The following is a 24,856-nucleotide window of genomic DNA, read 5'->3' as shown; positions in this document are numbered from 1 at the left end:
TAAACAGGGGTATAATTTTATTAATTAAATAAAACGAAAAAAGGCTGATTAAAAATCGGCCTTTTTCATTGTATTTCGGTCAATAAAGGTCGAATACTTACACCCATTTAAACTATCATTCGAAACGGAATAATGGTGACATATCTTCCCGAATGTGATTAATAAAAAAATAATCATTACTTGCTTTATCATAAACATAATCTTTTTTCCATTCTTCAATGTTTATAATAATTTCTTTGATTGCCTTTACAAACAACAGGATCTCCTCATTTGTCATAATCGGATGCAGGGAGAATCGAACCCACCCTGGTTTATCTGACAAATCACCATGATTAATTTTTTCGGTAATTTGCTTAGAAGCTTCTTTATTAAGATGCAATAAATGATGCCCGTAAGTACCTGCACAAGAACAACCGCCTCTTACTTGAATGCCAAACCGATCATTTAGCAAACGAACGATTAAATTATAGTGAATGTCTTCAATTGAAAACGAAATAATACCTAAGCGATCCCATAAATGACCATCCAATAAGTGAAATCCTGGAATTCCTTCTAAATGAGGCAATAATAAATTTAACTGTTCTTTCTCTCTCTTTAAAATATTTTCAACACCCATTCGGTCTTTCAAATTCAAGCAAAGTGCCGTACGAATCGCTTGCAGGATCCCGGGTGTCCCTCCATCCTCACGCAGTTCAATATCGGCGTAATATTGGTGTTCACCCCATGGATTCGTCCAGGTAACTGTTCCCCCGCCTGGATGGTCAGGAATCTTATTGGTATACAGCCTTTTATCAAAAACTAAGACACCACTTGATCCCGGTCCCCCCAAAAACTTGTGTGGTGAGAAGAATACCGCATCCAGTTTTTCCAAAGGATCCTTCGGATGCATGTCAATAGCAGCATATGGTGCTGATGCTGCAAAATCAACAAAACAAATTCCACCATGCTGATGCATAATTTTTGCTAATTGATGATAAGGGGTTTTAATCCCTGTTACATTCGAACAGGCTGTAAAGGAGCCAATTTTCAACAGGCGATTCTTATAACGACGAAGGAGCTGCTCCAGTTGATTGACATCCACTTCTCCATTCGCATCAGGTCCAATTACCACCACGTCACCAAGCGTCTCAAGCCAGGATGTATGGTTCGAATGATGTTCCATATGCGTTATGAAAATAACGGGTCTTTCGCTCTCAGAAAGCTGAAGCTGCAACCGTTTTTTCCACTTTTCCTGTACCCTGATTCCTAATATCCGCTGTAATTTATTAATCACAGAGGTCATCCCAAAGCCATCAAGGATAACAGCATCATACTTACCCGCATTTACATGATTCTTAATAATATTCTTTGATTGCTTATATATCCCTGTCATCATTAAGCTGGTTATATTGGATTCTGTATGTGTATTTGCCATAAAAGGTCCGAATACCTCTGAAATCTTTTGCTCGATTGGCCGGTAAAGACGCCCGCTTGCCACCCAGTCCGCATAAATAATTTTCTTTTTTCCAAAAGGGGACTCAAATTCTTGATCCATCCCAATCACCTGTGAACGGAAGGTTTGAAAATATTTCTCGAGGTTATTCGGAACTCGATAGGTTTTGCTTCCAATAGTAGCGGTGATCATTTGTTTCACACCTCTCAAAACAGTCCTGCTATTCAATATATGCAGGACACTTTTCCAGTGGTTCACCCTTTCCGATTTAGAAAACAAAAAGGAGGCATTCTTCCAAAAGAATTGCCTCACTTTCTTAAAATTATTATAAAAGTCTTAAGATAATTCCTAATAAGTGGTGATTTTCGCAGATTCTTTCCTGCTTACTTCATCAATTTTTTGGATAAACATTTGAAATACGCGGCGTTTTTCCTCTAGGTCTTTTATGTATTCTTTCAACTGGTTATAACTTTCTTCAAAAGGTTTATGGTACATCTCACGAATTTTTTCGATGATTTCCTCATTTACCGTCGATTGAATCACTTGTTTAGTGATTCCATATTTATAGGAATACACCTTTAATTCCTGCGCAACTTCATCATATTCCTTAGCAATTTCAGTAAGGACTAAGGAAATATCATCCTTCCACTCATCCAGTGATTTTTGCAAATAGGATTTTACCATTGTTTCTTCCATATAGACACCCACCCTAATCGAGGATATAGTACGTTTCCACTATTATAACGGTGTTTGTTTACATGGAAGTTTCGTTCAGATTACATTGGTTTATCAATATCATTCTTTTTACGGAAAAGTTATCAATTTTTATTTCCTTCCACTAGTTTTATAAAGTCTGGGAGTGATGTTGAATATTTAATATATGTTCTTGGTAACAAATAAAGCTCATTTTTTGTACCTATTTCAGAAAAAGGGCCTGGTGTTGTTGTAAGTCCAAATTGGTAATGCTTTTTCGTTTCAGATACAACCTGGTTATTATAGCTGCCATAAGGGTAAGAAAGTGCTATGACCGCTTTTCCGGTTATTTTTTCAATCTTTTCTTTCGATTTTTTAAGTTCATAATCAAGATTATCCACTTTTGTTAAATCCGGATGTGTGGCCGTATGTGATTGGACAGAAATAACCCCTGATTCGGCCAGCATTTTTAAATCAGTTTTTGATAGGCGATTGGAACGGCCGATAAAATCAGAAATGATAAAAAAGGTTCCGGTTGGCGAAAAATGGTCCGTTTTCAGCTTTTGAAAAATAGTGAAGACTGTTAGGTTATTTTTGTAGCCATCATCAAAGGTAAGAAAAATAGGTTTGTTAACTCTCTTCCTTTCTTGCCAGCGTTCAAAGGTTAATAATGTAAAACCGTGCTCCCGTAAATAAGTCATTTGTTTTTCAAAATTTTCAGGAGTTACATAGAGCTCTTTAGAGCCATGGCCATTGTATTCGTCAATCGAGTGATAAATCAAAATTGGAACTGGGTCCGCAGCTGATACTTTTTCAGGAAGGCTTAAGAAGTGAATACAAAAGAATAGAAGTAATAACCTTTTCATCGCATGCCTCACTTTATGTCATTCATATGTTTTTCATCTTATTCTTCCTGAAAAAGATATCAACTATAACTATTTTCTAAAAAACTTCATTTATATCATGGGATTTGTCGATGCGATTTTTCGCCCTGTCGTAAGTTTCTTATTTTTCCGCTTCCTCCATTCAACAAATAAGAGGTTCATGGCGATACCTAGGTACACGGCGATGGGAAATGCAAGGGAACTGTCTAAGAATAATGAAAAGGGAATGACGACAATTCGAAACGTAACGAAAACCCAGGTAATTGCATAACTACGAAGAATCCACTCTTTATGTGCGCTGATTTTGCACTGAGTTGCTCTGATTACACCCATGGCAGTCGTCCACAGCCAAAGCGCATTTAGGACAAGAAAGGCAATCATTGTTCCCCTCCCACCTGTTGCAGACAGAGAAATATAGGGTACGACCAGGATATTTATAAAAATCGCCACTGCATAAATTTTCCCTAACATTTTATGCAGCTTAGGTTTCCTTCGGCTGATCTTCGTCAATTGAAAGGGTCCAATGGCAAGTGCAATTGTACCCAAAAAAATATGCGGGTAAAAAAACAACTTCCATGTTGCCAATGAAAAGTCTGGATTTTTCATCTTCCCTTTAACCATTGGTGCCCATTCTACTCCATTCAGTAGAAACATAATAAAGATATAGATTGCGAATAAGGCAATCGTAAAATATAATCCCCCGATTGTCAGTTTTCTTTTTTTCTCAGTCTTCATGTTCATTTCTCCCTATCCTAAAATTTTTTCAAAACATATATATGGTACTTTACGAAATGGAAATCTAATTATTCCTCTTTCTTGAAACCCTGCCCGTTCATACATGGTTAAAGCCCCAGGATTATCGCTAAACACATCCAGTCGAATGCTTGTATGACCATTTGTCAAAGCATAATCTTCTGCAAATTGTAGCAGCTTTTTCCCAAAACCTTTCCCTTGATATTGGGGGTGGACCGCTAAACGATGAATAATTAATGGGCTGCCATTTACATCCTCCCATAAAAGATCCCGGTACTTTTTGCTTTCATTCGTATCAAGGGCCACCGCTCCAACTACTTGTTTGTCTGCTTGTATCCCAAAAAGATTCCCTTTTTTTATGTCTGCTTTTATGACAAATCGATTGGGGTAAAACCGATCCCACTGATTAACCCCCTTTATCCTTAAATTTGCAGTAATCTCAGCATAAAATTGATTTACTTCTTTTAATTCATTTAGTCCAATAGTGTGAATCTCCATCCCTCTCACCTCATCATAAATAAACCGACTGTCGGTATGTCCTATGTTCCAAATCCCCTTATTAAAGGGGCAATAATCGTTACGTCAACGTCTTGATAATCACTTTAAATACATCACTTGCTTCCAATGCATCCTCTTCTGCTGTCGCTAATATTTGTGTGACCCGCAGTCCATATGAAAAGGTCATCATCAAAGTTGCCATTTTTACAGCATCAATGGTTTTCGGAATCACTCCATTCGCTTGCCCCATTTTAATCCAATGAGTACCTGTTTCTTTACTGTATCTGAAAATATCATTAAGAATTTTTTTAACCTTTTCATTATCCTGACTTAGCAAATAAATAAAAATTAAATTGCCGATATCATTGCTATTTTGCCGCGAATGAAAAAATTGGCTGACAACGCCGAATCGTCCTTGATTAGGGCTTTCTTCCTTAATAGAACGAGTGATGGTGCTATGAAACTTTTCATTCATTTCTTCAATTTTTGATTTTAAGATTAGCCCAAACAATTCATCTTTACTGTCAACGTAATGGTAGATGGCCCCCTTAGACAACCCCGACCTTTCAATGATATCCTTCAGAGTTGTACTTCGGCAGCCTTTTTCTAAAATGATTTCTTCAGTTGTAGAAAGAATATGTTGAAAGCTTGGATTATTATAAATTGAATTAGTCATTTTTCTACCTTCCTTATTTGTTCATCGAGTTGTGTTAACGACCATTGGTTAATAAGTCTAATCGTGTTTTTGCATACCTTCGATACACCATTGTAATTAAAATCGCCGCACCAATGACACCGTAAAAAATCAATTGTGAAATAGCTAAAAAGGCTGATATGGAAAGTTCATAGACAAGAATGATTTTTACTATAGCCTCACCCAAAAGCGCAATGCCCCAAATAGCGGTCATAAATCGCAAGACAAAACGAAAATATGGCAGCTCCCAATTCTTTGCAAATTGCCCCTTCTTTTCTGACGAATCCTGGGAACTAAATCTGATTGCGAAGTGATAAATCAGCGGCTTTGCAAAGAACAAGGAGGCGATAAAGATTAGGCCTAATAATCCGGTAACCATGGATTCCCTTAATAAAATGAGCCTTTCGTTCCCACCGAGCACAAATGCCAGTAAGCTTAATACAAACCCCGTTAGCATAAACAAGCCAAACGCATCTGCCTTTTTATATTTAACAATATGATACAGGTTATCCCCCAACGGAATCAAGGTTGCAATTAGCAGCGAGACAAAACTTGAATAATAGTTTAAAAGCAAATTATAAACAACAACAGGAATCGCACCATTTATCACAAGACTTAAAACAATCATTTGAATCAATTTCTTTTTTGATGAAACCTTCACTTCTCCTACACCCCTTTTCACTAACGTTAGCTTACAAATTTTATTTTACAAACCGACCGTCGGTTTGTTAATTATTTTTTAACTTTTTTTTCCTGAAGATAAAATTGCTCAATTTGCAAGAATATGTTGTTATTTCGTGATTTCAGTCTTGTTTTGATAGCTTTTGTCATTAGGCAGGAAAATGGGATACCAGTTGGTGAATAACTATCACAAAGATAATTATTTCCTAGATTCGATAGAGAGGAATGAATTTTATGAAGACCTATACCTTAAAAGAAGTATCCAGAAAAATAAATATTGCACCGGGGACGTTACGCCAATGGGAAAAAGACTTTGATGAGACTTTAGAAATTCCCCGTTCTAAACAAGGTGCAAGAATTTATTCAGAATTGCTGATTGACCAACTGATAGAAATAAAACAAATGACCACCAAGAAGTTAAGTAAAGACCAGATAGGACAATTAATGAAAAATGGACAAAAGGCTGGGGGTGAAGATCGTACAAAAACAGCGGAAGTGTCACTAGAAATCATTGCTGAACCGGTTCCTCCAATCCCTGTTGATGAAAATGCACCAAATAATGCTGACCTATTTTTTGAGGCAATGGAAACGTATAAGAAAAATTTCTTAAATGAAGTTAAGGATGAAATTCGAAATGTCGTTCGTAAAGAGGTAGTAGACGAACTGAAAAAAGAAATATCAAAAGGCACCTTTATTACGGTGAAATCACTTTCAGATTCCATTTACAAATCGACAGCCAACACAAAAGCTGATCTCGTGGAGTTATCCGAAACACTTGAAAAATCTTCAGAGTTGACCGCTGACTCTTTACTGTACCTTAGTAACAGCATTGCAAATGTTTCACTTGAGACTTCCGAAGAGATTCATATCCTTTCTAGGAAGCTGTCTGAAGCCTCTGAAGAGTTATCTCATTATGCCGATACCACAAATAACGAAATTTCAAGTCTAACTGAGGCTATTTCAACCGACCGTGAATTCTTTGTTGAAGAGCGTAATCAATACTTGCTTGAAATTACCCAAAGGGAACGAGCTTTCCAACAAATGTTAGTAGGCTTTAGAGATGTCGCCGCAGCCAAAGAGAGGAAATGGTGGAAATTCTGGTCTTTAAGGGGGAATTCACATGAATACAAGTGAAGTGGCAAAATTATTAGGGGTGTCGGCGAGCACTGTTCAGCGCTGGGTTAAACTTTTGGAGCTGCCAATGGAAAAAAATGACCGGGGACATTATCATTTTAATAACGAAGATATTGAACTATTAAAAAAAATTCATGAACAGCTTCAAAATGGAATATTGCTCCAGGATGTCGCCCCAGTGGTGGAAAAAAGGGGAATTCGAAAAGGTGCAATTAAAAGAGGCGGGGAAAAGGAAACAGTCATCGAAAGGTTGGTTACCAAGGTCAGCGAATTAGAAATGAATCTAAATACCAAGGCCGATTCAGTTGCATCCTATCAACTCCTCCAGCATCGTCGGGAAATAGACGATTTACAAAATCATCTAACCCAATTAGCACTTGAGCTTGAACGGCTTCAAATTCAAATAAAGGAAATGAACACATCCCCACAAGTGGACAAACCACTGGTTTTGGGTGGTGGCAAGGTAAGAAGAAAAAAGAAAAATATCGTCAGTTCTCTATTCGGTTTTTAAACAAAACCACCAATGTATAAAAAACATGACCGAACAGATTTTTCCTGTTTGGCCATGTTTTTTTATTTTGTCACTGTCATGCTTCTTTTAATCTCTCTTCGACTTCAAACAACTCTCCGGCATATGTTATCTCCTTGATAGTAACAGGAATTTCGCCAGTTGGAATCTTCAGAGAAAGCTGCTCACCAAGATTTTTTAGCAATAGCTGTCTGCCAACTGGTGATAAAAAGGAAATATGACCTTGATCGGGTTCAGACTGCTCCGGAAAACAGATAACATAATCTTCCGTCTCATTGTCATCGTCGTAGAGAACAGTTACTTTTGTTCCGATAAAAACTTTAGGAATCAATGATATATAGGTGTTTTTAAGATTTTCCTTTAGTAAATCATCAATCTCCAAGACGTACAGACTAAAAAAATGCTTCATTCTCTCTTGGACAGGGGTTGAAGAAAAATAAAGAGTGGTTAATTCCTGAATATTCTCCTCAATAAATACAACCTGCTGGCTGAAAAAGTCTTTGGAGGGTTTACTATGGTTCATAATAAATCGCCTCCAAGCTAGGGTCAAATTTCCTGCAGAACTTCATAAAGTTTTTCATGACAAATTCCTCCTAAATAAAAAAATGAACCTTCCATTTGTATAGATAATCCTCTGGTTTTCCCTAAAAGAGCAAAACCGTAGTATCCCTATACAAAATGAAAAGTTATCCTCTTCCTTTTAGTCAAGGAAAATCTTAGTATAATATTACCATATCTAGACAGAAAAGTCGCTACAACTGGTCAGTAAATGTTTGCGTATCAGAAATATCACAACCTGCTTTTATGACCAGGTGATAGAAATCACATACAAATGAATGGCAAGGTGATACCATACATTTGAAGGTATATTAATCGAAACGAGGTTATGAATTGAATTTTCCACAACTAAAAATAGGACATATGAGACCTGCAGTTCCCATTATGCAAGGCGGAATGGGTGTAGGTATTTCTCTAAGCAGGTTAGCTTCAGCAGTTGCAAATGCCGGTGGGGTTGGGATTATTTCTGGTACAGGAATTACTGTTCAAGAAATGCGTTCGCATATTAGACGGGCAAAGGAACTAGTCGCGGGCGCTGGATATATTGGTGTAAACGTATTATTTGCCATGAACGACTTTGCTGAAAAAATGAAAGCAGCCCTTGAAGAAAAAGTTGATTTTATTATTTCCGGCGCAGGAATCTCCAGGGATATGTATACATGGGGAAGACAAGCAGGAATCCCGGTTATTTCCATTGTCTCATCTGCTAAATTAGCAAGGATTTCCGAACGTTTAGGCGCGGCTGCCGTTGTCGTTGAAGGCTTTGAAGCAGGGGGTCATCTTGGAACCGATCGGCCCATGTTTGAAATACTACCCGAGATTGTTGAAGCCGTTTCAATCCCCGTTATTGCAGCTGGCGGCATTATGACGGGCAGTGATATCGCCAAAGCACTCTCCATGGGAGCATCTGGAGTTCAAATGGGCACTCGTTTTGTTGCCAGCGAGGAATGTGATGCCCCTATGCCGTTTAAGCTGAAATATGTCGATGCTGGTAAAGATGACACGGTTTTGGTTAAAACCACTGTCGGCCTGCAGGGAAGAGCCATCATAAATAATTTCACAAAATTAATCAGCGGACCTGATAAGTTAAAAATAGCTAAATGCCATGATTGCCTTAAGAATTGTTCCTATCGCTTTTGTACGCTTGATTCTCTTCTAACATCTGTTGGCGGTGATGTGGAAAACGGGCTTGTTTTTGCAGGTGCAAGAGTGGATGAAATCAAAGAAATTCTCCCAGTCAAAAAAATTATTGACAACCTCACAACAGAATATGGTGAAGCAATAAATGAAAGTTTCTAGTATTCAATCTCTTGCAGTAAGAAAAGACTCCAGCGCCTTGGTCGGCCGCAGGAGTCTTTTAACTTCCTAGTTTATAATAACCTCTTTTTAGCGCGAAATAACAAAACCATAGGGCTTGGAGAAAGAAAAACATCCCCCAAATTGGCGCTGGAAAAATAACTGTTAACTGGGCAAGGTTAGCAGCATCCCCCGCTCCATCCGGTTGAATAACACTTATATACAAGATTTCATAGGCACTTTGAACCGAATCAACTAATAGAATGGAGGCAATAAGAAGTAACAAATGATCCCGTACTGTTTGGCTCCCTTTGATAAGTAAAAAGAGAAAAGCGACAGCGAATGAACATAACCAAAAGATTCCATATGGGTTCCGCACCCAAAAGATAAGGTTAAGGAAAATAAAAGCTAGCAAAATATCAATCAAAATGGTTTGCCTCTTCCTTCCTATCAGTAAGAATGAGAGAAACGCCATAAACGAGGCAAAGGTATAGCCGGCAAGACTCGTAAAGAAGCTGCCAATCCAGGTAGACTGATTACTATATGTTGCCCCTTCTGAATTCATAAATAAAGAAATCCTTTCCACATTGCCGCCAAGCAAGGCAATCAAAGCATGGCCTGATTCATGAATAAGCGTATTAATGACCTTTGCATAATTTCCGAGAAGCGGTACGTGAATCAACAAAAAAGCTAACACGAGGAAAAGGAAAAACTTCATACTTAATTTTTCGCGAACAAAGCTCAAAATTGATTCTCCTCTTTTATAAATTTCTTCATACCTCATTTTAACATCTTTTGTTGAAACTATCGCAAATTTACGCCTAGTTGAAAATAATTTGCAAAGAAGGAAACCAGAATAGAAATCGATTCGACAAACCAACAACTTATATGTTATCATCGGGTTGTTGCATTAGCGAACGTACATTTTTATTTTAGGAGGAATGTAATTTGATAGAGTTTAAGAATATTGTAAAGAAATATCGAAGCAAAACCATCATTAATCCTTTTTCATTGGAAATTGATGCTGGACAGTTGGTGGTTTTTATTGGACCAAGTGGCTGCGGGAAAACCACCTTACTCAAAATGATCAATAAATTAATCCAACCATCTTCAGGAAAAATTTTTGTGAATGGGACGGATATCTCGACAATGAATCCGATTGAACTACGGAGGAATATCGGATATGTAATTCAAAACACTGGACTTTTTCCACATATGTCGATTAAAGAAAATTTAGAGTTGATTCCAAAGCTTAAAGGTGAAGAGCCAGCTTCAATTGAGAAAAAGACAAAAGAATTGCTTGAAATTGTCGGTTTAGACCCAAAGGAATTCTTACATCGTTTTCCAAAAGAACTGAGCGGCGGTCAGCAGCAAAGAATTGGTGTAGCAAGAGCTTTCTCTACAAACTCCGATATAATCCTAATGGATGAACCCTTCAGTGCACTAGACCCTGTTACTAGAAGTTCACTTCAAGATGAGTTGTTCCAAATGCAAAAGGAATTAAACAAGACCATCATCTTTGTTACCCATGATATGGATGAGGCTATTAAAATAGCAGACAAGATTTGTATTTTAAAAGACGGAGATATTCTCCAGTATGACACTCCTGAAAATATTCTTAAAAACCCTGCTAATGATTTTGTTGAAGACTTTATTGGAAAAAGAAGGGTTTGGAACAATCCTGAATTATTGATGGCAGAGGATATCATGATTCATCAACCTGTAAAAATCACCCCAATGCGCAACGTATTACAGGCCATTGAGATTATGAAGGACAATAAGGTAGACAGCTTAATGGTGACAGATAAAAATAATGTCCTCAAGGGTCTTGTGACCTTAAAAGCTATTCAATTGCTCAATCGAACGACTTCAATTGAGTTGATTATGGAGCAAAATGTGCTTTCCGTTTCACAGGATGCGAATTTAATTTCGGTTTTAGCAACAATGAATGAGCATAAAATTGGTTATCTTCCTGTTGTCAACAAGGCAAAACAGTTAACAGGACTGATTACAAGAAGCAGTATTTTATCAGCTTTAAGCAGTCAATTAATTGACTTGGAGGTGGCGTTTTAATGAGTGGCTTTTGGAATTATCTAACTGGTAACTATCAGCAAATACTCAATTTACTGGGTGAGCATCTTTATTTAAGTATTGTATCAGTAGCGATTGCCATTATCATTGGTATTCCACTTGGGATTCTAATTTCAAATGAACCAAAGCTGTCAAAACCGATTATCGGAACGACAAACGTTATTCAGGCCGTCCCAAGCTTGGCCTTACTCGGATTCCTGATTCCTTTTGTTGGAATTGGCAGTACGCCGGCGATTGTGATGGTTGTCCTTTATTCCCTCCTTCCAATCGTAAAGAATACGTACACGGGCTTAACAAACATTGACGGAGACATTCTGGAAGCCGCCAAAGGCATCGGTCTGACTAAGAGTCAAACAATGAGAAAGGTTCAGCTTCCGCTCGCCTTCCCGATGATTATGGCGGGTATCAGAATTTCAGCGGTTACAGCTGTTGGTTTGATGACCATCGCTGCCTTCGTTGGAGCAGGCGGACTGGGGTACCTCGTATTCTCAGGTGTGCAGACCGTCGATAATCATATGATTTTGGCCGGAGCGATTCCTGCCTGTATATTAGCACTCTTGATTGACTTTGTTGTTGGGAAACTTGAATCCTCCCTTTCATATACGAACAAGAAAAAATCTGCAGCTAAGTCAAGTAAAAAGGCAAAAAAATGGATAATTGGTGTGGCCTCTATTTTGTTACTTGCTGCAGGTTCACTTAAAGTTTATTCAATCGCCAATGCTGAAGACAAAATCGTCATTGGTTCAAAGAATTTCAGTGAGTCATTAATTTTAGGTAATATGCTTGCTGATCTAATCGAAAACAAGACGGATCTTCAAGTAGAAAGAAAGTTAAATCTTGGTGGTACGCAGGTTGCTTTTAGTGCGATTAAAAATGGGGATATTGATTTATATGTTGAATATACGGGGACAGGTTTGGTAAATATTTTAAATCAGCCTCCAGAAAGTAACCCGGACAAAGTCTATGATTTTGTTCAACAAGAATTCAAGCAAAAATATGGAATTGACTTATTAAAACCGCTTGGGTTTAATAACACCTATGCCTTAGCAGTACGCCAAGACACTGTTGAAGAGTATAATTTAAAGACGATATCTGATCTGGCAAAAGTAAGCAATGAATTAGTCTTTGGTCCAACCATTGAATTTCCAAACCGGGTAGATGGATTACCTGGACTTGCAAAAACTTATAATATCGAATTCAAAGATGTCAAAGCCATTGATGGGGGATTGCGCTATACCGCACTTGAGAATCATAAGAGTGATGTTATCGATGCCTTTTCTACCGATGGATTACTCGAGGCCTTTCACTTGAAGGTGTTAAAGGATGATAAAAACTTTTTCCCACCTTATTATGCTGTGCCAATTATTAAAGAAGAAACATTAAAAGAACATCCAGAATTAAAAAAGGCAATTAACACCTTATCCGGCAAGCTTAACGATGAAAAAATGCGGGAACTTAACTATAAGGTAGACAGCCTCAAACAGTCTCCTGCAAAAGTAGCAAAAGAATTTTTAGAAAAAGAAGGATTATTAAGTAAATAACTATAGAAAAAGCCGGTTATCCGGCTTTTTCTTATTCCTCCAAAAAATGAACGACTCTGTCATACGTTTTTTCATCACCAATGACAAGGAGGACATCCCCTTCAAGGATTTGAGCATACGGGCCCGGGGAGATGATCATTTCATCCCTTCGCTTCATCCCGATTACGGTGCCGCCGGTATTTTGCCAAAATTTCAGTTCCGAAATTGTCTTGCCGATATGAATGCTTCCTGGATATACCTCCACTTCAATTGGTGCTAATGGATTGGTGTGTCGTAGTTTCCCGGAATAATCCATGATTTTCCGCAATGTTTCGAAAACCTTTTCATCCAGTCTTTCTCTTTCTGTGATTAGAGAATTCATTTGCTTTTCAAGATCTTTGATGCTGGCCAGGTTAGAAAAACGAGAGATATATTTAAATGCATTCTCCCGGGAAGAGATCACGATGCCGCTCCCTTTTGCAGAATGAACAATTTCCACGTCCTCTAAAATTTTAATTGCTCTCCTTACTGTCTCTGGAGATACCTTATATTCACTCGCCAACGTAGACCTGCCGTGAATCTTTTCCCCTACTTTAAATTTCCCGTCATAAATGCGATTGGCCAAATCAATCGCAATTCGTTCATAAGTTGGGATTTGTGCCCTTTGCATAGCAGACCATCACCACCATTTAATCAATAGCATTACCATTTCACTATACCGTTTTACGCATATGTTTGCGAGGGAAAAAATATTAGGCTCCCTCTGACACCTTTTGTCTTTATTTTACGAACATTGGACATAATTGTAAGGAGTCTTTTTTTATCGAGGTGTAGAAATGAAACGGAAAATAATCATCTTTTTATGTGTGGGATTCATCATCTTTATGGCTGCATTATGTATTTATTACCTAGTGAAAGGTGATTCTTCAAGGTGGCAGGTTGCCCTCGGCGGTATTTTTGCTGGCGCACTCCCACTTCTACTATTACGGTTGAAAAATAACCCTTTTAACATTCCTATTATTGTTAGTTATTATCTTTTTTTATTTTGTTCATTGTATTTAGGTTCAATCGAAAGCTTTTATCTGCATTTGAAATGGTGGGATTCCACCCTTCATTTTTTAAAGGGGATATTCATTGGCTGTGTTGGAATAACATTATATAAACGCTGGATCCCAAATTATGCCCGCAATGAGGTTTCCCATTGGTTACTTTTTCTTTTCGTTCTATCTCTTGCCGCTTTGGCCAGTATAATTTGGGAGATTTATGAATTTGTTGGTGATTTGACAATTTCCCACACGATGCAAAGAGGCGGTAACAAAGATACCATGTATGACCTGATTTGTGGAGTAGCCGGAGGTTTGCTTCCTGCTATTTATTCAGTTATAAAGAAACAGCGGGTTTAATTACAAAGAAAAAAGCAGTCTAACGCAAGTTTAGAACTGCTTTTTCCATTAAAATTACACCGTAACAGCAACAAAGAACTCTTCATACAAAGCTTGAACGGCTCTTTTTTCATCGACTTCCTTTACGCCAAACATCATGCTGACCTCAGATGAGCCTTGATTAATCATTTCAATATTAACACTCGCCCTTGCCAAGGCTTTGGACGCCCTTGCCATCGTCCCGACATTATGGCGCATTCCTTCACCAACTACCATGATAAGAGCAAGGCTGTGCTCGAATTTCACTTCATCGGCATGCAATTCTGCGATAATCCGCTTGGTTATTTCCCGCTCCATTTCGACCTCAAACTGATTTTCCCTTAAAATGATCGAGATATCATCAATACCCGAAGGGGTGTGTTCATAGGACAAGCCAAACTCTTCTAAAATGCTTAACAGTTTACGGCCAAAACCAATCTCTCTGTTCATTAAGTATTTACTCACATAAATACTGCAAAACCCCTGATCGCTGGCAATCCCAATGACAGGACCATTCGTATTGTCACGCTCATAAACAATTCTCGTCCCCGGTGCTGCCGGATTGTTCGTGTTCTTGATTTGGACGGGAATCCCTGCCCGAAAGGCCGGCACAAGGGCTTCATCATGCAGAACGGTAAACCCTGCATATGAAAGCTCACGCATTTCCCGATACGTTAATTCCTTGATTTCCTTAGGCCTCTTGAGAATGTAGGGATTGACCGAATAAACGGCATCCACATCAGTAAAATTTTCATATAAATCAGCTTTCAAGCCATTTGCGAGGATAGAGCCCGTAATATCCGAGCCGCTCCTCGAAAAAGTGAATACTTCCCCTTCTTTGCTAAACCCGAAAAATCCGGGAAAGATTAATAAACCGCTTCTTTCCCGCAAGGAATGCAGCCGCTCATACGCTTCCGGTAAAACTTGAGCGTTTCCCGGCTCAGCACTAACGAGCAGCCCAGCCTCCCCAGGGTTAACATACGAGGCCTCTACCCCCTGCTCTTGGAAGAACGCAGCCACTAATTTTGCATGATTATCCTCACCACTTGCCTTAACCCTATCGATAAACCGTTCAGGTTTACTTCTATCCCCATTTAGTCTTGCTTCTAAATCAGCTTGAATTTCACTAATAATTTCAGAAGGAAGCTGTAGTTCCTCAGCAATCGTCGAATACCTTTTGATGACGGCTGACACTATTTCCTCTGAATCTTGATTGCTCAGGCATCGCTCTGCACATTCAATTAATAAATCCGTTACCTTTTGATCTTCGGCAAACCGTTTCCCTGGAGCTGATACGACGACAACTTTACGCTCGGGATCAGAAATAACAATCTGGAAAACCTTCTCAATTTGGTTTCCGGAAGCTAAAGAGGATCCTCCAAACTTTACTACCTTCATGCAAACATCTCCTAATCCCAAAAATATAATCTTAATTTTATCTAAATTCAGAAATAATTCAAGCATTTTCCACTGTACATGCACATTTGTTTCCCTCAGGGAGACAATCACCTTTTAAAAATGAAAAACAGTGAGATTTCATTAGTATCTCACTGCCTGATCCTGCCATTTTTTCATTAACTTTTTAGAATTTAACGGATGATCTCAATAAAATGAGCAAGGATTCTCGCGGTCATTCCCCAAATTGTTTTCCCCTCGTATACATAAAAATACTCCTCTACCCCTCTTGTCCTCCAATTGTAATTTTCGCCGCCAACAATTAAATCAAAGGGAAAATTCTCCTCAGGCACTGCCTTAAATTCAATATGATAAATTTCTGGGTCTTTATTGATAAAAAAAGATAAAGGAACCGTAAAAATTTCTCCAACCTCTGCCGGATTGGGTTGAATACATTCTGAATGACTAATTAATCCTGTATACGGATAAACCAACATACCAAAAGGAGAAACCATAAAATCAAGAGGATAAACTTCCGTGATATTTTCCCCGCTTATCCCTAATTCCTCCATTGTTTCGCGAATAGCCGCTTCTTTTTCATCCTTGTCTTCCAAATCGACTTTTCCTCCAGGAAAACAAATTTCGCCTGGCTGCCTTCTAAGCTCCAGCGAACGAACCTCAAATAGTACATGAATCCCATCCTCTTTTTGGATAAGAGGTAACATTACAGCATATTTTGAGAACTTCTCGCTCCCTAGTATTACAGGGTTATGTCTTTTTAATTTTGTTACAACAGTTTCTAACTCCATGATTTCACCTCTATTCATTATCAAATGTTCTTATTATCTACAATACCATTTTTAACCGTCTAATGAAAAAAAACAATCCAACTTCAACAAAGTTGGATTATCCCGGGAAAAATCTTATTCCTTTTTTTCATACCAAGAATACATATAAGCTGAATCTTCGAAGGCTTGAGCTTTTTTTACAATTTTCAGTGGATGGAAAGTATCAATCATCACAGCCAATTCCAGTGTTTGCTTTTTTCCAATACTTGCTTCTGTTTTCCCTGGATGTGGTCCATGAGGAATTCCCCCTGGATGGAGCGTGATTGACCCCTCTTGGACACCTTTACGGCTCATAAAATTGCCTTCCACATAATAAAGTAGTTCATCACTATTAACGTTACTATGATAGTATGGTGCAGGAATCGCCTCAGGATGGTAATCATACAATCTAGGCACGAAGGAACAAACAACAAAATTATTCCCTTCAAAGGTTTGATGGACAGGCGGCGGCTGGTGAACCCTTCCTGTAATCGGTTCAAAATCTTCAATATTAAAGGCCCAAGGATATAGGTATCCATCCCAGCCGACTACATCAAAGGGGTGATGTCCCAGAATATGGGAGGAAATCATCCCTCGCGATTTCGTCAAAACCTCAAATTCGCCTTTCTCGGCAAAAGTCATCAATGTTTCCGGACCGCGGATATCTCGTTCGCAAAACGGACTGTGCTCTAATAACTGACCATATTCATTACGATAGCGCCTTGGTGTGGTAATTTGACTATACGCTTCAACGATAAGCATTTTCGTCATTTCATTTGCATCAGGAATTATTCGATAAATCGTTCCAATCGGTATAATAAGATAGTCACCAGGAGAATAGGAAATCATCCCGAACATCGTTTCTAGTTTCCCCGATCCGGTGTGGATATAAAGCATTTCATCGCCATCACCGTTGCGATAAAAGCTTTCCATTGGCTCAGTGACATTTGCAGTTCCAATCAGCAAGTCTTGATTTCCTAAAATATATTCCCTGGCTTTTAAGGCATCGCCTTTTAGGGTTGTCTTATTCGTAAAAAAGTGGCGGTGATTAAGAGCCCTCTGTTCTTCGTATTCCGGCAAGTATTGACCAATCAATTCAGATTTCACCACTTCTGTAGGCATATAATGGTGATATAATATCGATTGGGTGCCTGAAAAACCTCGTGTTCCCATAACCTGCTCTCGGTAAAGACCGCCATCCTCTTTTTTAAACATCGTATGACGTTTATGCGGGACTTTCCCCATTTGCCGGTAATACATTATTTCACCTCAGTTCCTTCGATAATCGAATTCTGTAAAACACCAAGACAATCTATTTCTAATTCTACGATATCCCCGGGTTCAAGCCAGCGGTGCACTTCTTGGCCGAGCTCAAGGATGCATCCTGTTCCGACCGTTCCAGAACCTATCATCTCTCCAGGATAAAGGGTAACGCCTGCAGATGCCCTCTCAATCATCTCCCCAAAGGAATAAAAAAGCTCCCTCATATTTCCTACCGAAAGTAATTGTCCGTTTACCCGTGCTTTCATGGAAAGCTCAAAGCCCTTTCCCGTTTTCAAAGGTTCCAGCTCATCTTTCGTGACAATCCATGGACCAATCGAGGTGGCAAAATCTTTTCCTTTTGCAGGGCCAAGCCCTACTTTCATTTCCTTCCGCTGCAGGTCTCTCGCACTCCAATCGTTCAAAATACAATAGCCAAAAATATATTCATCAGCATCTTCCGCTCGAATATTTCTTCCTTCCTTTCCGATGATGCAGGCAATTTCGAGTTCATAATCGAGCCAGTCACAGCCTATTGGCTTGGTGATTTCTTCTCCAGGACCCTTTATCGCAAGGTGATTGGAAAAATAAAAGACTGGAGTTTCATACCATTCTGGTATCATCTCAAGACCGCGGTTTTCCCTTGCTGTTTTCACATGCTTCTCAAAGGCATAAAAATCACGAAAGCTTCTAGGGAAAGTGAGTGGAGCCAGTAAGCGGATTTCATTCAAAGGGTAAACCCCTTGCAGCTTGTTAGTTGGAGACATTAATGCCGCTTTTTTTAAATTCACTTCACAGTTATCAAGAAAGGCTACTAAATTATCAGGTAACTCCCCGCCTGACATTTCATACATATCGACTGCATGCGCTTGGTCCAGCAGAAACCCGGCCCTAATGGACCCATCATTTTTTTCAAAAGTAACAAATTTCATTGGTTCACCTTTTTTCCTTTTAAAAAAGGGAGAAATTTTCCTCCCTTTTTTCGCTCTGTTTGGTAGTTATCCCCTTAAAATATACCTTTTCTATCTTTTCGATAGTTTACAGGTTTCCGCGTTTTTCCTGCTCCCGCTCAATCGATTCGAATAATGCCTTAAAGTTTCCTTCACCGAAACCGCGAGCCCCTTTTCGTTGAATGATTTCAATGAAAACGGTTGGACGATCAACAATCGGCTTGGTAAAGATTTGCAATAAATAGCCTTCATCATCACGGTCAACTAAAATATTTAATTCGCGAAGTTTTTCAATTTCTTCATCAATTTTGCCAATCCGCTCACCTAATGACTCGTAATAAGTACTAGGGGTTTTAAGGAATTCAACGCCATTCTTCTTCAAAGTGGCAACTGTTGAGACAATATCTTCGGTTAAAATGGCCAGATGCTGTACACCCGGACCATTGTAGAATTCCAAATATTCCTGGATTTGCGATTTCCGTTTCCCCTCCGCCGGCTCATTAATTGGAAACTTGATGCGCCCGCCGTTATGCATGACCTTTGACATCAAGGCCGAGTATTCTGTGGTAATATCCTTGTCAGAGAAATGCTTCATTTCTTTAAAGCCCATTACCTTCGAATAATATTCAACCCATTCTTCCATCCGCTCCACATTACCAACGACATGATCAATCCCGATTAACCCGGCATCCTCATTTGGCAAATAGATTGAGTATGGCTCAAACCCTGGTAGAAACGCCCCTTGATAACTTTTGCGTTCAATTAACGTATGGATTGTGTCGCCATATGTACCGAGAACAGCTTTTTTAACAACTCCCTTTTCATCGCTCATTTCAAATGGGGCTACATGGGCAATGGCTCCTCTATTTACAGCCTCTTCGAATGCTTTGTCTACGTCTTCGACCAACAGGGCTACATCCTTTACGCCGTCCCCGTGCTTCTTGACAAACTGAGCTACCCGGCTTTCTTCGTTATAGGAGCCTGTAATCACGAGACGAATATTCCGCTGCTTAAGAACATATGAGACCGTTTCACGATTTCCTGTTTCTAGTCCGGAATATGCAACTGGCGTAAACCCAAAGGCCGTGCAAAAATAATGACAAGATTGCTTAGCATTCCCCGTGTAAATCTCAATATAATCCACATCCCGTACTGGAAAAAAGTCATCGACAAGTTGATCTGCCCTTACTCTTTGTTCTTTCATCTAGAAACCTCCATTTGTAATAATATTAATATTCTGAATTAATCTTAAATGAAGGCTTTTGATCTCTCAAGAGCAGGAAGTAAAGCAATAACGCTTTTAGGCAGTAAAGAAATACTCTATCATCATAATAATTATTTCAGCAAAAACAAAAAGAAACATACCTAGGACTAGGTTGTTTCTACTATTGGAATAGGGAATATATTTTTCACTAAAATATTCCTGCTTTTAAGGCAGTTAAAAAATTTTTACGAAAGAATCGCTCGGTCGCTTACCATTTGGACACCACGAATTCGTTTAAATTCCTCTAATAATCGTTCAATCGTCAGCTCCCGCTTATTATCCTCATCAACCTCCAAAATAACTTGGCCTTTGTCCATCATGATTAAACGATTCCCTAGATCAATGGCCTGCTGCATATTGTGGGTAACCATTATGGTAGTAAGTTTGTATTTATCAACTATTTCTTTGGTTAGGTTCGTTATCAACTCTGCCCTTGATGGATCCAGTGCTGCCGTATGTTCATCCAGCAAAAGGATGGATGGTTCCGTGAAGGTGGCCATTAATAACGATAGGGCCTGGCGTTCTCCGCCGGATAATAAACCGACCCTTGCACTGAGGCGGTTTTCCAAACCGAGATGCAAGGATTCAAGCACTTCCCGGAAAAAATCGCGTCTTTTTTTCGTGACAGCTTTTCGGAGTGTTCTTGATTTATTCCGAGAATATGCCATCGCCAGATTTTCTTCAATCGTCATACTTGGAGCCGTTCCTGCCATTGGGTCTTGAAAGACGCGTCCAATCATTTTCGAGCGATTAAATTCCGACATATTGGTAACATTTTTTTCGCCAATATGAACCTCTCCGATATCAGGAATAAAAACACCGGAAATGACATTCATTAACGTCGATTTTCCTGCGCCATTACTGCCAATTATCGTTACAAAATCTCCGGGTTTAAGGGTTAGATTAACATGATCTATCGCGATTTTTTCATCAGGTGTCCCCTCATTAAAAATCTTATGAATCTGATTTAAGTGCAGCATGATTGTCCCCCTTACCAGCGGCAGCAGCACGAATAGCCGATAGATGATCTGCCCTTCTCCGCGCTTTTCGCTTTTTCTCTTTCGATCGCTCGATCATTTTCGGTGTTGTTAAAGCAACAATGACAATTACTGCAGTAATCAGCCTCATATCACCCGGCTTCAAGAAATCAATCCTGAGGGCCATGGATACGACAATTCGGTAAATAATCGAACCGCCAATGACAGCAAGCTTTGTTCTTGCAATGGTTTTGGTCCCGAACAAAGCCTCACCTATAATAACAGATGCTAAGCCGATAATAATCATCCCGATTCCCATGCCGACATCGGCAGAGCCGCCTTGCTGGGCAATAAGGGAGCCTGAGAAAGCAACCAATGCGTTGGAAAGCCCCAGTCCAAGAATGACAAGAAGGTTTGTATTAGCCGAAAGGCTGCGAATCATTCGCCTATTGTCTCCGGTCGCTCTGATTGCTAGACCAATTTCCGTTTGTAAGAACAGATCGGTTAGGAACTTGATAACGAAGGTGACGAAAATCATAAAAATAAGAATGCCCCATGTATCCGGAAGACTATCACCAAGACCAACCATTGAAAGAAAACGATTGAAAAATGAATCAATTCCAGTACGCTCAAAAAAACCACTAATTTTAGTAAATGCTGTATCGGTATTTAATAGTGAGATATTGGGGCGATCCATGATTCTTAAATTAATTGAGTAGAGGGCAATCATCATTAAGATTCCGGAGAGCAAGTTATTTATTCTTCCAAATGTATGGAGAATCCCTGTTATACAGCCTGCAGCAAAACCAGCAATTAATGCCACGATTGTAGCGATAAATGGGTTAACCCCACTGGCGATCATAATCGCTGAAATGGCAGCCCCTGTTACAAAACTCCCATCCACCGTCAAATCTGGGAAATCCAGAATACGAAAGGAAAGATAGACGCCCAGTGCCATAATCGCATAAATGATACCTGTTTCAAATGATGAAAATATGGCTGTAAACATTGAGATCATCCTTTCAAATTACATTCATATGTATGAATCAAGGAGTGTCCCATTTAAAAGGCCCCCTCCTTGATAATGATTAAAGATTACTTACCATCGTAGAACTCGCCAAGTTTGCTCCATTCCTCATTCACTTTTAATCCTTGTGCTTCAGCCGCTGCCTTATTGATGACTAGCTTTAAACTGCTTGGAAGTTCAACAGGAATTTCTGAAGCCTTCTTTTTCCCCGTTAAAATCTCGGCGGCCATTAATCCGGATTGATAGCCAAGGTCAAAATAGCTGAATCCACTTGCCGCAACGGCACCTTTTTTCATCGAATCAAGCTCGCCGACGAAAAGGGGAATTTTTTTGCTGTTTGCTACAGCAATGACCGAATCAAGGGCGGTAACAACAGTATTATCAGTTGGAATATAGATAGCATCGACTCGACCGACTAGTGACTCGGCTGCCTGCTTAACCTCTGATGTATTCGCAACAGAAACTTCGACTAGAGCAGCGCCTTTTTCTTCCGCTAATTTTTTCACTTCTTTAACTTGGACTTCTGAATTTTGTTCCCCGGAATTATAAATCACACCAATTTTTTTAGCTTTTACTTCATCAGTAATAAAATGAATCGTCTTTTTGGTAGCTTCAGGATGGTTGTCAGTTGTACCGGTAATATTTTCTCCAGGTTTATCAAATGCCTTTACCAATCCAGCACCGACAGGGTCTGTCACCGATGTAAAAATAATCGGAATTTTCTTGGTCGCATTTAAGGCTGCCGTTGCACTTGGGGTTGCATTGGCAAAAATCAAGTCTACCTTGTCGCCGACAAAATTCTTGGCAATTACTTGCGGGTTATTCGGATCCCCTTGTGCATTTTGATCATCATACGTTACCTTTATTCCTTTGTCTGATAAAGCCTTCTTAAAGCCCTCTGTCGCAGCATCTAAGGAAGGATGCGGAGCATACTGGCTAATTCCAACCTTGAACTCCTTATCAGTTCCTCCCTTTTCTGAACCCCCTGCTGATTCTTTACTGCCGCAGCCGGCAAGCAAGAGCATTCCTGCCAAGGCAATTGAAAGTGCTTGAACCTTTTTCTTCATTAAGAAACATCCCCCTAATAGTATTCTTTTTAAACAACAAATTTTCTAAAAATTTAATATATTAGAAATTATTCTAGTATTTTTTTTGTTTAAAAGCAATAGAAATAGCAAAAATATTTTTTTGCTTTAAAGCGACATAATCTCCAATAAGGAAACATATTACCTCTTCCTCCCTTCTTCGAAAAAAAATGCCTTCTAACAAGTAGAAGGCATTGATGCATGTATTTTAAATTATGAATGGAGGAACAAAAATATGAATCTTACCAATCACGTGTGTTTTCGAGTAATTGATCTATCTCAACTTTTTTCACATTATGAATGTTTTTCTCAGATGTTAGATTTGTTGTTGCTTCAAGTAATTTGTCGATATCGATTAAAACGATGCCCATATCTTCTCTAACCTCCTAAGTTTTTAGTAAAATATCACTTTACTAAACATTTCGAGCTATTTATGATAAATACGGGGGTAATATAGAAATCAAAAGTAAAGAATCAAAAAGTACAGGTGATTTTTAAGTATATACTTGTGAAACATATAAATTCATTTCAAAAGCAAAAAATCCAGCTGCATAGGCTGGATTTTCTTACTTTAAGCAGTGTTTTTCATTTCTTTTCGTACTTTCGGCTGTTTAAAAAAATATTTCATCATCGGCGGAGTAACAAGCGTGGTTACTAGAACGACGATGACTAATATCGAAAATAGTTCTGGACTGATTAACTTTGTCTCTAATCCAATCGTGGCAATAATTAAAGCAACCTCCCCGCGCGAAACCATGGCGGCCCCAATTCCGAGCGAGTTTCTCCACGAAAAGCGGGCCATTTTCGCCCCAGCTGCTGCACCAATTAATTTGGTTAAGATTGCTAGAATACTAAGACCAATAATAAGACCTAAATGCTGCGAAAGACCTGCGAAGCTTGCTTTCACACCGATAGAGGTAAAGAAAACCGGCACGAAAATCGAATAACCAATTGTTTCTACTTTTTCAACTATTTCTTGCTTATATTTTGTTACACTAATCGCTACCCCGGCAATATAAGCACCAATGATGGCGGCAACACCTGTTAATTCAGCCACATAGGCAAAAAGAAAACAGATGATTAATGCGGAGGATAGGAGCGATTCCGTCACCTTTAATGGTGCAAACCTCTTTAAGACCCATGGCACAACCTTCCAAGCTACTAAAATAGCACCTCCAAAGAAGAGTACTTTTTCAATAATGACCATACTTAAATTTACATCTCCACCTGCCATGCTCATTAAAAACGCTAAGGCAATAATGACGAGCACATCATCAATGACCGCCGCTCCTAAAATGGTCGCCCCTTCTTTTGACTGCATTTTATTAAGCTCTTTAAGCGCCTGTACGGAAATACTTACGCTGGTAGCTGACAGCAGTAGTCCTAAAAATACCGCTTCAATTGTCGTCATTTTCAACATGATTCCCGCTAAGTATCCAACAAAAAGCGGGACGACTATTCCACTAACGCCCACGAGTGTCGATGCTTTCCCAGAGCGTTTAAATTCATCTAAATCGGTCTCCATGCCGGCAATAAACATTAACAGTATAACGCCAATTTGACTTAGCTCTTCCAATGTTTTCGTTTCGGAAACGAGCCCCAAAACCGCTGGGCCTAAAAGAATTCCTACAAGGAGCTTCCCTAAAACAGAGGGCTGGCCAAACTTTACACTAATATCCCCTGCTATTTTAGAAGCAAATAAAATAATCGCTAACTCAAAGATTAATTCCATCTAATCACCATTCCTTTTTTAGAAAATTAAAAAGAGCCTGTCACAACATTGACAGACTCTTCCCTAAACAATAGAAAAAGGCCTGTCAAACCAAAAGGGCATAATTCCCCCTTGGTGACAGGCTCCTCCATTTGACGAACATTAAGTTAACACTA

General features: G+C 39.1%; 26 protein-coding genes. 6 read left to right on the top strand and 20 right to left on the bottom strand.

Going from position 1 to position 24,856, the window contains the following annotated elements:
* Window positions 1-115 precede the first annotated feature (115 nt).
* The 7 genes from ACIQCO_RS12235 to ACIQCO_RS12205 form a co-directional block, all read right to left on the bottom strand.
* A complete protein-coding gene (locus tag ACIQCO_RS12235) occupies window positions 116-1,624 on the bottom strand; it encodes an aminotransferase class V-fold PLP-dependent enzyme (RefSeq protein WP_400428806.1) in 1,509 nt (502 codons plus the stop codon).
* Window positions 1,625-1,780: 156 nt separating this feature from the next.
* A complete protein-coding gene (locus ACIQCO_RS12230) occupies window positions 1,781-2,128 on the bottom strand; it encodes a hypothetical protein (RefSeq protein ID WP_066088620.1) in 348 nt (115 codons plus the stop codon).
* Window positions 2,129-2,250: 122 nt separating this feature from the next.
* Window positions 2,251-2,991 carry a polysaccharide deacetylase family protein gene (locus ACIQCO_RS12225; protein ID WP_400428804.1) on the bottom strand — a complete coding sequence of 247 codons (741 nt, stop codon included), beginning with the start codon at window positions 2,989-2,991 and terminating at the stop codon, window positions 2,251-2,253.
* A 90-nt stretch (window positions 2,992-3,081) separates the two neighbouring features.
* The gene (locus tag ACIQCO_RS12220) at window positions 3,082-3,744 is read right to left on the bottom strand and encodes a DUF2306 domain-containing protein (protein WP_400428802.1); all 663 of its coding nucleotides are present in this window, start codon (window positions 3,742-3,744) and stop codon (window positions 3,082-3,084) included.
* A gap of 12 nt (window positions 3,745-3,756) precedes the next feature.
* Window positions 3,757-4,260, bottom strand: a complete 504-nt coding sequence (locus ACIQCO_RS12215) for a GNAT family N-acetyltransferase (protein WP_400428800.1) — start codon at window positions 4,258-4,260, stop codon at window positions 3,757-3,759.
* Between the two features lie 79 nt (window positions 4,261-4,339).
* Window positions 4,340-4,936: a TetR/AcrR family transcriptional regulator gene (locus ACIQCO_RS12210; RefSeq protein ID WP_400428798.1), complete on the bottom strand. Its 597-nt coding sequence runs from the start codon at window positions 4,934-4,936 to the stop codon at window positions 4,340-4,342.
* A 34-nt stretch (window positions 4,937-4,970) separates the two neighbouring features.
* Window positions 4,971-5,615: a VC0807 family protein gene (locus tag ACIQCO_RS12205; RefSeq protein WP_400428796.1), complete on the bottom strand. Its 645-nt coding sequence runs from the start codon at window positions 5,613-5,615 to the stop codon at window positions 4,971-4,973.
* A gap of 245 nt (window positions 5,616-5,860) precedes the next feature.
* Here ACIQCO_RS12205 and ACIQCO_RS12200 point away from each other — a divergent pair, with 245 nt between their 5' ends.
* Window positions 5,861-6,769, top strand: a complete 909-nt coding sequence (locus ACIQCO_RS12200) for a MerR family transcriptional regulator (protein WP_400428794.1) — start codon at window positions 5,861-5,863, stop codon at window positions 6,767-6,769.
* Window positions 6,756-7,280, top strand: coding sequence for a MerR family transcriptional regulator (locus ACIQCO_RS12195; RefSeq protein WP_400428793.1), 525 nt, complete (start codon window positions 6,756-6,758; stop codon window positions 7,278-7,280). Before ACIQCO_RS12200 ends, ACIQCO_RS12195 begins: the two co-directional genes overlap by 14 nt.
* 76 nt (window positions 7,281-7,356) lie before the next feature.
* Here ACIQCO_RS12195 and ACIQCO_RS12190 read toward each other — a convergent pair whose 3' ends face one another.
* Window positions 7,357-7,821 carry a GreA/GreB family elongation factor gene (locus tag ACIQCO_RS12190; protein ID WP_400428791.1) on the bottom strand — a complete coding sequence of 155 codons (465 nt, stop codon included), beginning with the start codon at window positions 7,819-7,821 and terminating at the stop codon, window positions 7,357-7,359.
* 398 nt (window positions 7,822-8,219) lie between these two features.
* On the opposite strand from ACIQCO_RS12190, the gene ACIQCO_RS12185 reads away from it, so the two are divergent.
* Complete coding sequence (locus ACIQCO_RS12185) at window positions 8,220-9,155, top strand: NAD(P)H-dependent flavin oxidoreductase (RefSeq protein ID WP_400428904.1); 936 nt, start codon at window positions 8,220-8,222, stop codon at window positions 9,153-9,155.
* Window positions 9,156-9,213: 58 nt separating this feature from the next.
* Here ACIQCO_RS12185 and ACIQCO_RS12180 read toward each other — a convergent pair whose 3' ends face one another.
* Window positions 9,214-9,897 carry a M50 family metallopeptidase gene (locus ACIQCO_RS12180; protein WP_400428789.1) on the bottom strand — a complete coding sequence of 228 codons (684 nt, stop codon included), beginning with the start codon at window positions 9,895-9,897 and terminating at the stop codon, window positions 9,214-9,216.
* A 203-nt stretch (window positions 9,898-10,100) separates the two neighbouring features.
* On the opposite strand from ACIQCO_RS12180, the gene ACIQCO_RS12175 reads away from it, so the two are divergent.
* Together ACIQCO_RS12175 and ACIQCO_RS12170 are read left to right on the top strand one after the other, a co-directional pair.
* Entirely contained in the window at window positions 10,101-11,225 is a 1,125-nt protein-coding gene (locus ACIQCO_RS12175) for an ABC transporter ATP-binding protein (protein WP_400428787.1), read from the top strand.
* Complete coding sequence (locus ACIQCO_RS12170; RefSeq protein ID WP_400428785.1) at window positions 11,225-12,784, top strand: ABC transporter permease/substrate-binding protein; 1,560 nt, start codon at window positions 11,225-11,227, stop codon at window positions 12,782-12,784. The genes ACIQCO_RS12175 and ACIQCO_RS12170 overlap by 1 nt, the downstream gene beginning before the upstream one ends.
* Window positions 12,785-12,815: 31 nt before the next feature.
* On the opposite strand, the gene ACIQCO_RS12165 is transcribed toward ACIQCO_RS12170, so the two are convergent.
* The gene (locus ACIQCO_RS12165) at window positions 12,816-13,433 is read right to left on the bottom strand and encodes a GntR family transcriptional regulator (protein WP_400428783.1); all 618 of its coding nucleotides are present in this window, start codon (window positions 13,431-13,433) and stop codon (window positions 12,816-12,818) included.
* A gap of 166 nt (window positions 13,434-13,599) precedes the next feature.
* Between ACIQCO_RS12165 and ACIQCO_RS12160 the strand changes: the two genes are divergently transcribed.
* Window positions 13,600-14,166 (top strand): DUF2238 domain-containing protein, encoded by a 567-nt coding sequence (locus tag ACIQCO_RS12160; RefSeq protein ID WP_400428781.1) that lies wholly within the window; start codon window positions 13,600-13,602, stop codon window positions 14,164-14,166.
* Window positions 14,167-14,220: 54 nt separating this feature from the next.
* Here the strand turns inward: ACIQCO_RS12160 and ACIQCO_RS12155 are convergent, their stop codons facing one another.
* The 10 genes from ACIQCO_RS12155 to ACIQCO_RS12110 all read right to left on the bottom strand — a co-directional run bounded on the left by ACIQCO_RS12155 (window position 14,221) and on the right by ACIQCO_RS12110 (window position 24,701).
* Window positions 14,221-15,582: an aspartate kinase gene (locus tag ACIQCO_RS12155; RefSeq protein WP_400428779.1), complete on the bottom strand. Its 1,362-nt coding sequence runs from the start codon at window positions 15,580-15,582 to the stop codon at window positions 14,221-14,223.
* A 191-nt stretch (window positions 15,583-15,773) separates the two neighbouring features.
* Complete coding sequence (locus ACIQCO_RS12150; protein ID WP_400428777.1) at window positions 15,774-16,388, bottom strand: NUDIX hydrolase; 615 nt, start codon at window positions 16,386-16,388, stop codon at window positions 15,774-15,776.
* A 114-nt stretch (window positions 16,389-16,502) separates the two neighbouring features.
* Window positions 16,503-17,666: a homogentisate 1,2-dioxygenase gene (locus ACIQCO_RS12145; protein ID WP_400428776.1), complete on the bottom strand. Its 1,164-nt coding sequence runs from the start codon at window positions 17,664-17,666 to the stop codon at window positions 16,503-16,505.
* On the bottom strand, window positions 17,666-18,598 hold the full coding sequence (locus tag ACIQCO_RS12140) for a fumarylacetoacetate hydrolase family protein (protein ID WP_400428774.1): 933 nt from the start codon (window positions 18,596-18,598) through the stop codon (window positions 17,666-17,668). The genes ACIQCO_RS12145 and ACIQCO_RS12140 overlap by 1 nt, the downstream gene beginning before the upstream one ends.
* Before the next feature lie 106 nt (window positions 18,599-18,704).
* Window positions 18,705-19,820, bottom strand: coding sequence for a 4-hydroxyphenylpyruvate dioxygenase (hppD, locus tag ACIQCO_RS12135; protein ID WP_400428773.1), 1,116 nt, complete (start codon window positions 19,818-19,820; stop codon window positions 18,705-18,707).
* 245 nt (window positions 19,821-20,065) lie between these two features.
* Complete coding sequence (locus ACIQCO_RS12130) at window positions 20,066-20,860, bottom strand: ABC transporter ATP-binding protein (protein WP_400428771.1); 795 nt, start codon at window positions 20,858-20,860, stop codon at window positions 20,066-20,068.
* Entirely contained in the window at window positions 20,835-21,866 is a 1,032-nt protein-coding gene (locus ACIQCO_RS12125) for an ABC transporter permease (RefSeq protein WP_400428769.1), read from the bottom strand. The genes ACIQCO_RS12130 and ACIQCO_RS12125 overlap by 26 nt, the downstream gene beginning before the upstream one ends.
* An 86-nt stretch (window positions 21,867-21,952) precedes the next feature.
* On the bottom strand, window positions 21,953-22,951 hold the full coding sequence (locus ACIQCO_RS12120; protein WP_400428767.1) for an ABC transporter substrate-binding protein: 999 nt from the start codon (window positions 22,949-22,951) through the stop codon (window positions 21,953-21,955).
* A 260-nt stretch (window positions 22,952-23,211) separates the two neighbouring features.
* Window positions 23,212-23,340: a hypothetical protein gene (locus ACIQCO_RS12115; RefSeq protein WP_400428765.1), complete on the bottom strand. Its 129-nt coding sequence runs from the start codon at window positions 23,338-23,340 to the stop codon at window positions 23,212-23,214.
* Window positions 23,341-23,540: 200 nt separating this feature from the next.
* The gene (locus tag ACIQCO_RS12110; protein WP_400428763.1) at window positions 23,541-24,701 is read right to left on the bottom strand and encodes a cation:proton antiporter; all 1,161 of its coding nucleotides are present in this window, start codon (window positions 24,699-24,701) and stop codon (window positions 23,541-23,543) included.
* Window positions 24,702-24,856 lie beyond the last annotated feature (155 nt).

Source organism: Neobacillus sp. NPDC093127 (assembly GCF_044754175.1).
Classification (GTDB): domain Bacteria; phylum Bacillota; class Bacilli; order Bacillales; family Cytobacillaceae; genus Neobacillus.
The sequence above is the reverse complement of the archived record's forward strand: the minus strand, read 5'-3'. Positions and strand labels throughout refer to the sequence as shown.

Coding starts and splice junctions, on each gene's coding strand:
- ACIQCO_RS12150 (WP_400428777.1), bottom strand. CDS start 16,388: ATGGAGTTAGAAACTGTTGTAACAAAATTAAAAAGACATAACCCTGTA.
- ACIQCO_RS12145 (WP_400428776.1), bottom strand. CDS start 17,666: ATGTATTACCGGCAAATGGGGAAAGTCCCGCATAAACGTCATACGATG.
- ACIQCO_RS12130 (WP_400428771.1), bottom strand. CDS start 20,860: ATGCTGCACTTAAATCAGATTCATAAGATTTTTAATGAGGGGACACCT.
- ACIQCO_RS12165 (WP_400428783.1), bottom strand. CDS start 13,433: ATGCAAAGGGCACAAATCCCAACTTATGAACGAATTGCGATTGATTTG.
- ACIQCO_RS12110 (WP_400428763.1), bottom strand. CDS start 24,701: ATGGAATTAATCTTTGAGTTAGCGATTATTTTATTTGCTTCTAAAATA.
- ACIQCO_RS12160 (WP_400428781.1), top strand. CDS start 13,600: ATGAAACGGAAAATAATCATCTTTTTATGTGTGGGATTCATCATCTTT.
- ACIQCO_RS12220 (WP_400428802.1), bottom strand. CDS start 3,744: ATGAAGACTGAGAAAAAAAGAAAACTGACAATCGGGGGATTATATTTT.
- ACIQCO_RS12230 (WP_066088620.1), bottom strand. CDS start 2,128: ATGGAAGAAACAATGGTAAAATCCTATTTGCAAAAATCACTGGATGAG.
- ACIQCO_RS12195 (WP_400428793.1), top strand. CDS start 6,756: ATGAATACAAGTGAAGTGGCAAAATTATTAGGGGTGTCGGCGAGCACT.
- ACIQCO_RS12120 (WP_400428767.1), bottom strand. CDS start 22,951: ATGAAGAAAAAGGTTCAAGCACTTTCAATTGCCTTGGCAGGAATGCTC.
- ACIQCO_RS12170 (WP_400428785.1), top strand. CDS start 11,225: ATGAGTGGCTTTTGGAATTATCTAACTGGTAACTATCAGCAAATACTC.
- ACIQCO_RS12210 (WP_400428798.1), bottom strand. CDS start 4,936: ATGACTAATTCAATTTATAATAATCCAAGCTTTCAACATATTCTTTCT.
- ACIQCO_RS12155 (WP_400428779.1), bottom strand. CDS start 15,582: ATGAAGGTAGTAAAGTTTGGAGGATCCTCTTTAGCTTCCGGAAACCAA.
- ACIQCO_RS12200 (WP_400428794.1), top strand. CDS start 5,861: ATGAATTTTATGAAGACCTATACCTTAAAAGAAGTATCCAGAAAAATA.
- hppD (WP_400428773.1), bottom strand. CDS start 19,820: ATGAAAGAACAAAGAGTAAGGGCAGATCAACTTGTCGATGACTTTTTT.
- ACIQCO_RS12235 (WP_400428806.1), bottom strand. CDS start 1,624: ATGATCACCGCTACTATTGGAAGCAAAACCTATCGAGTTCCGAATAAC.
- ACIQCO_RS12115 (WP_400428765.1), bottom strand. CDS start 23,340: ATGGGCATCGTTTTAATCGATATCGACAAATTACTTGAAGCAACAACA.
- ACIQCO_RS12125 (WP_400428769.1), bottom strand. CDS start 21,866: ATGTTTACAGCCATATTTTCATCATTTGAAACAGGTATCATTTATGCG.
- ACIQCO_RS12190 (WP_400428791.1), bottom strand. CDS start 7,821: ATGAACCATAGTAAACCCTCCAAAGACTTTTTCAGCCAGCAGGTTGTA.
- ACIQCO_RS12215 (WP_400428800.1), bottom strand. CDS start 4,260: ATGGAGATTCACACTATTGGACTAAATGAATTAAAAGAAGTAAATCAA.
- ACIQCO_RS12185 (WP_400428904.1), top strand. CDS start 8,220: ATGAGACCTGCAGTTCCCATTATGCAAGGCGGAATGGGTGTAGGTATT.
- ACIQCO_RS12140 (WP_400428774.1), bottom strand. CDS start 18,598: ATGAAATTTGTTACTTTTGAAAAAAATGATGGGTCCATTAGGGCCGGG.
- ACIQCO_RS12225 (WP_400428804.1), bottom strand. CDS start 2,991: ATGAAAAGGTTATTACTTCTATTCTTTTGTATTCACTTCTTAAGCCTT.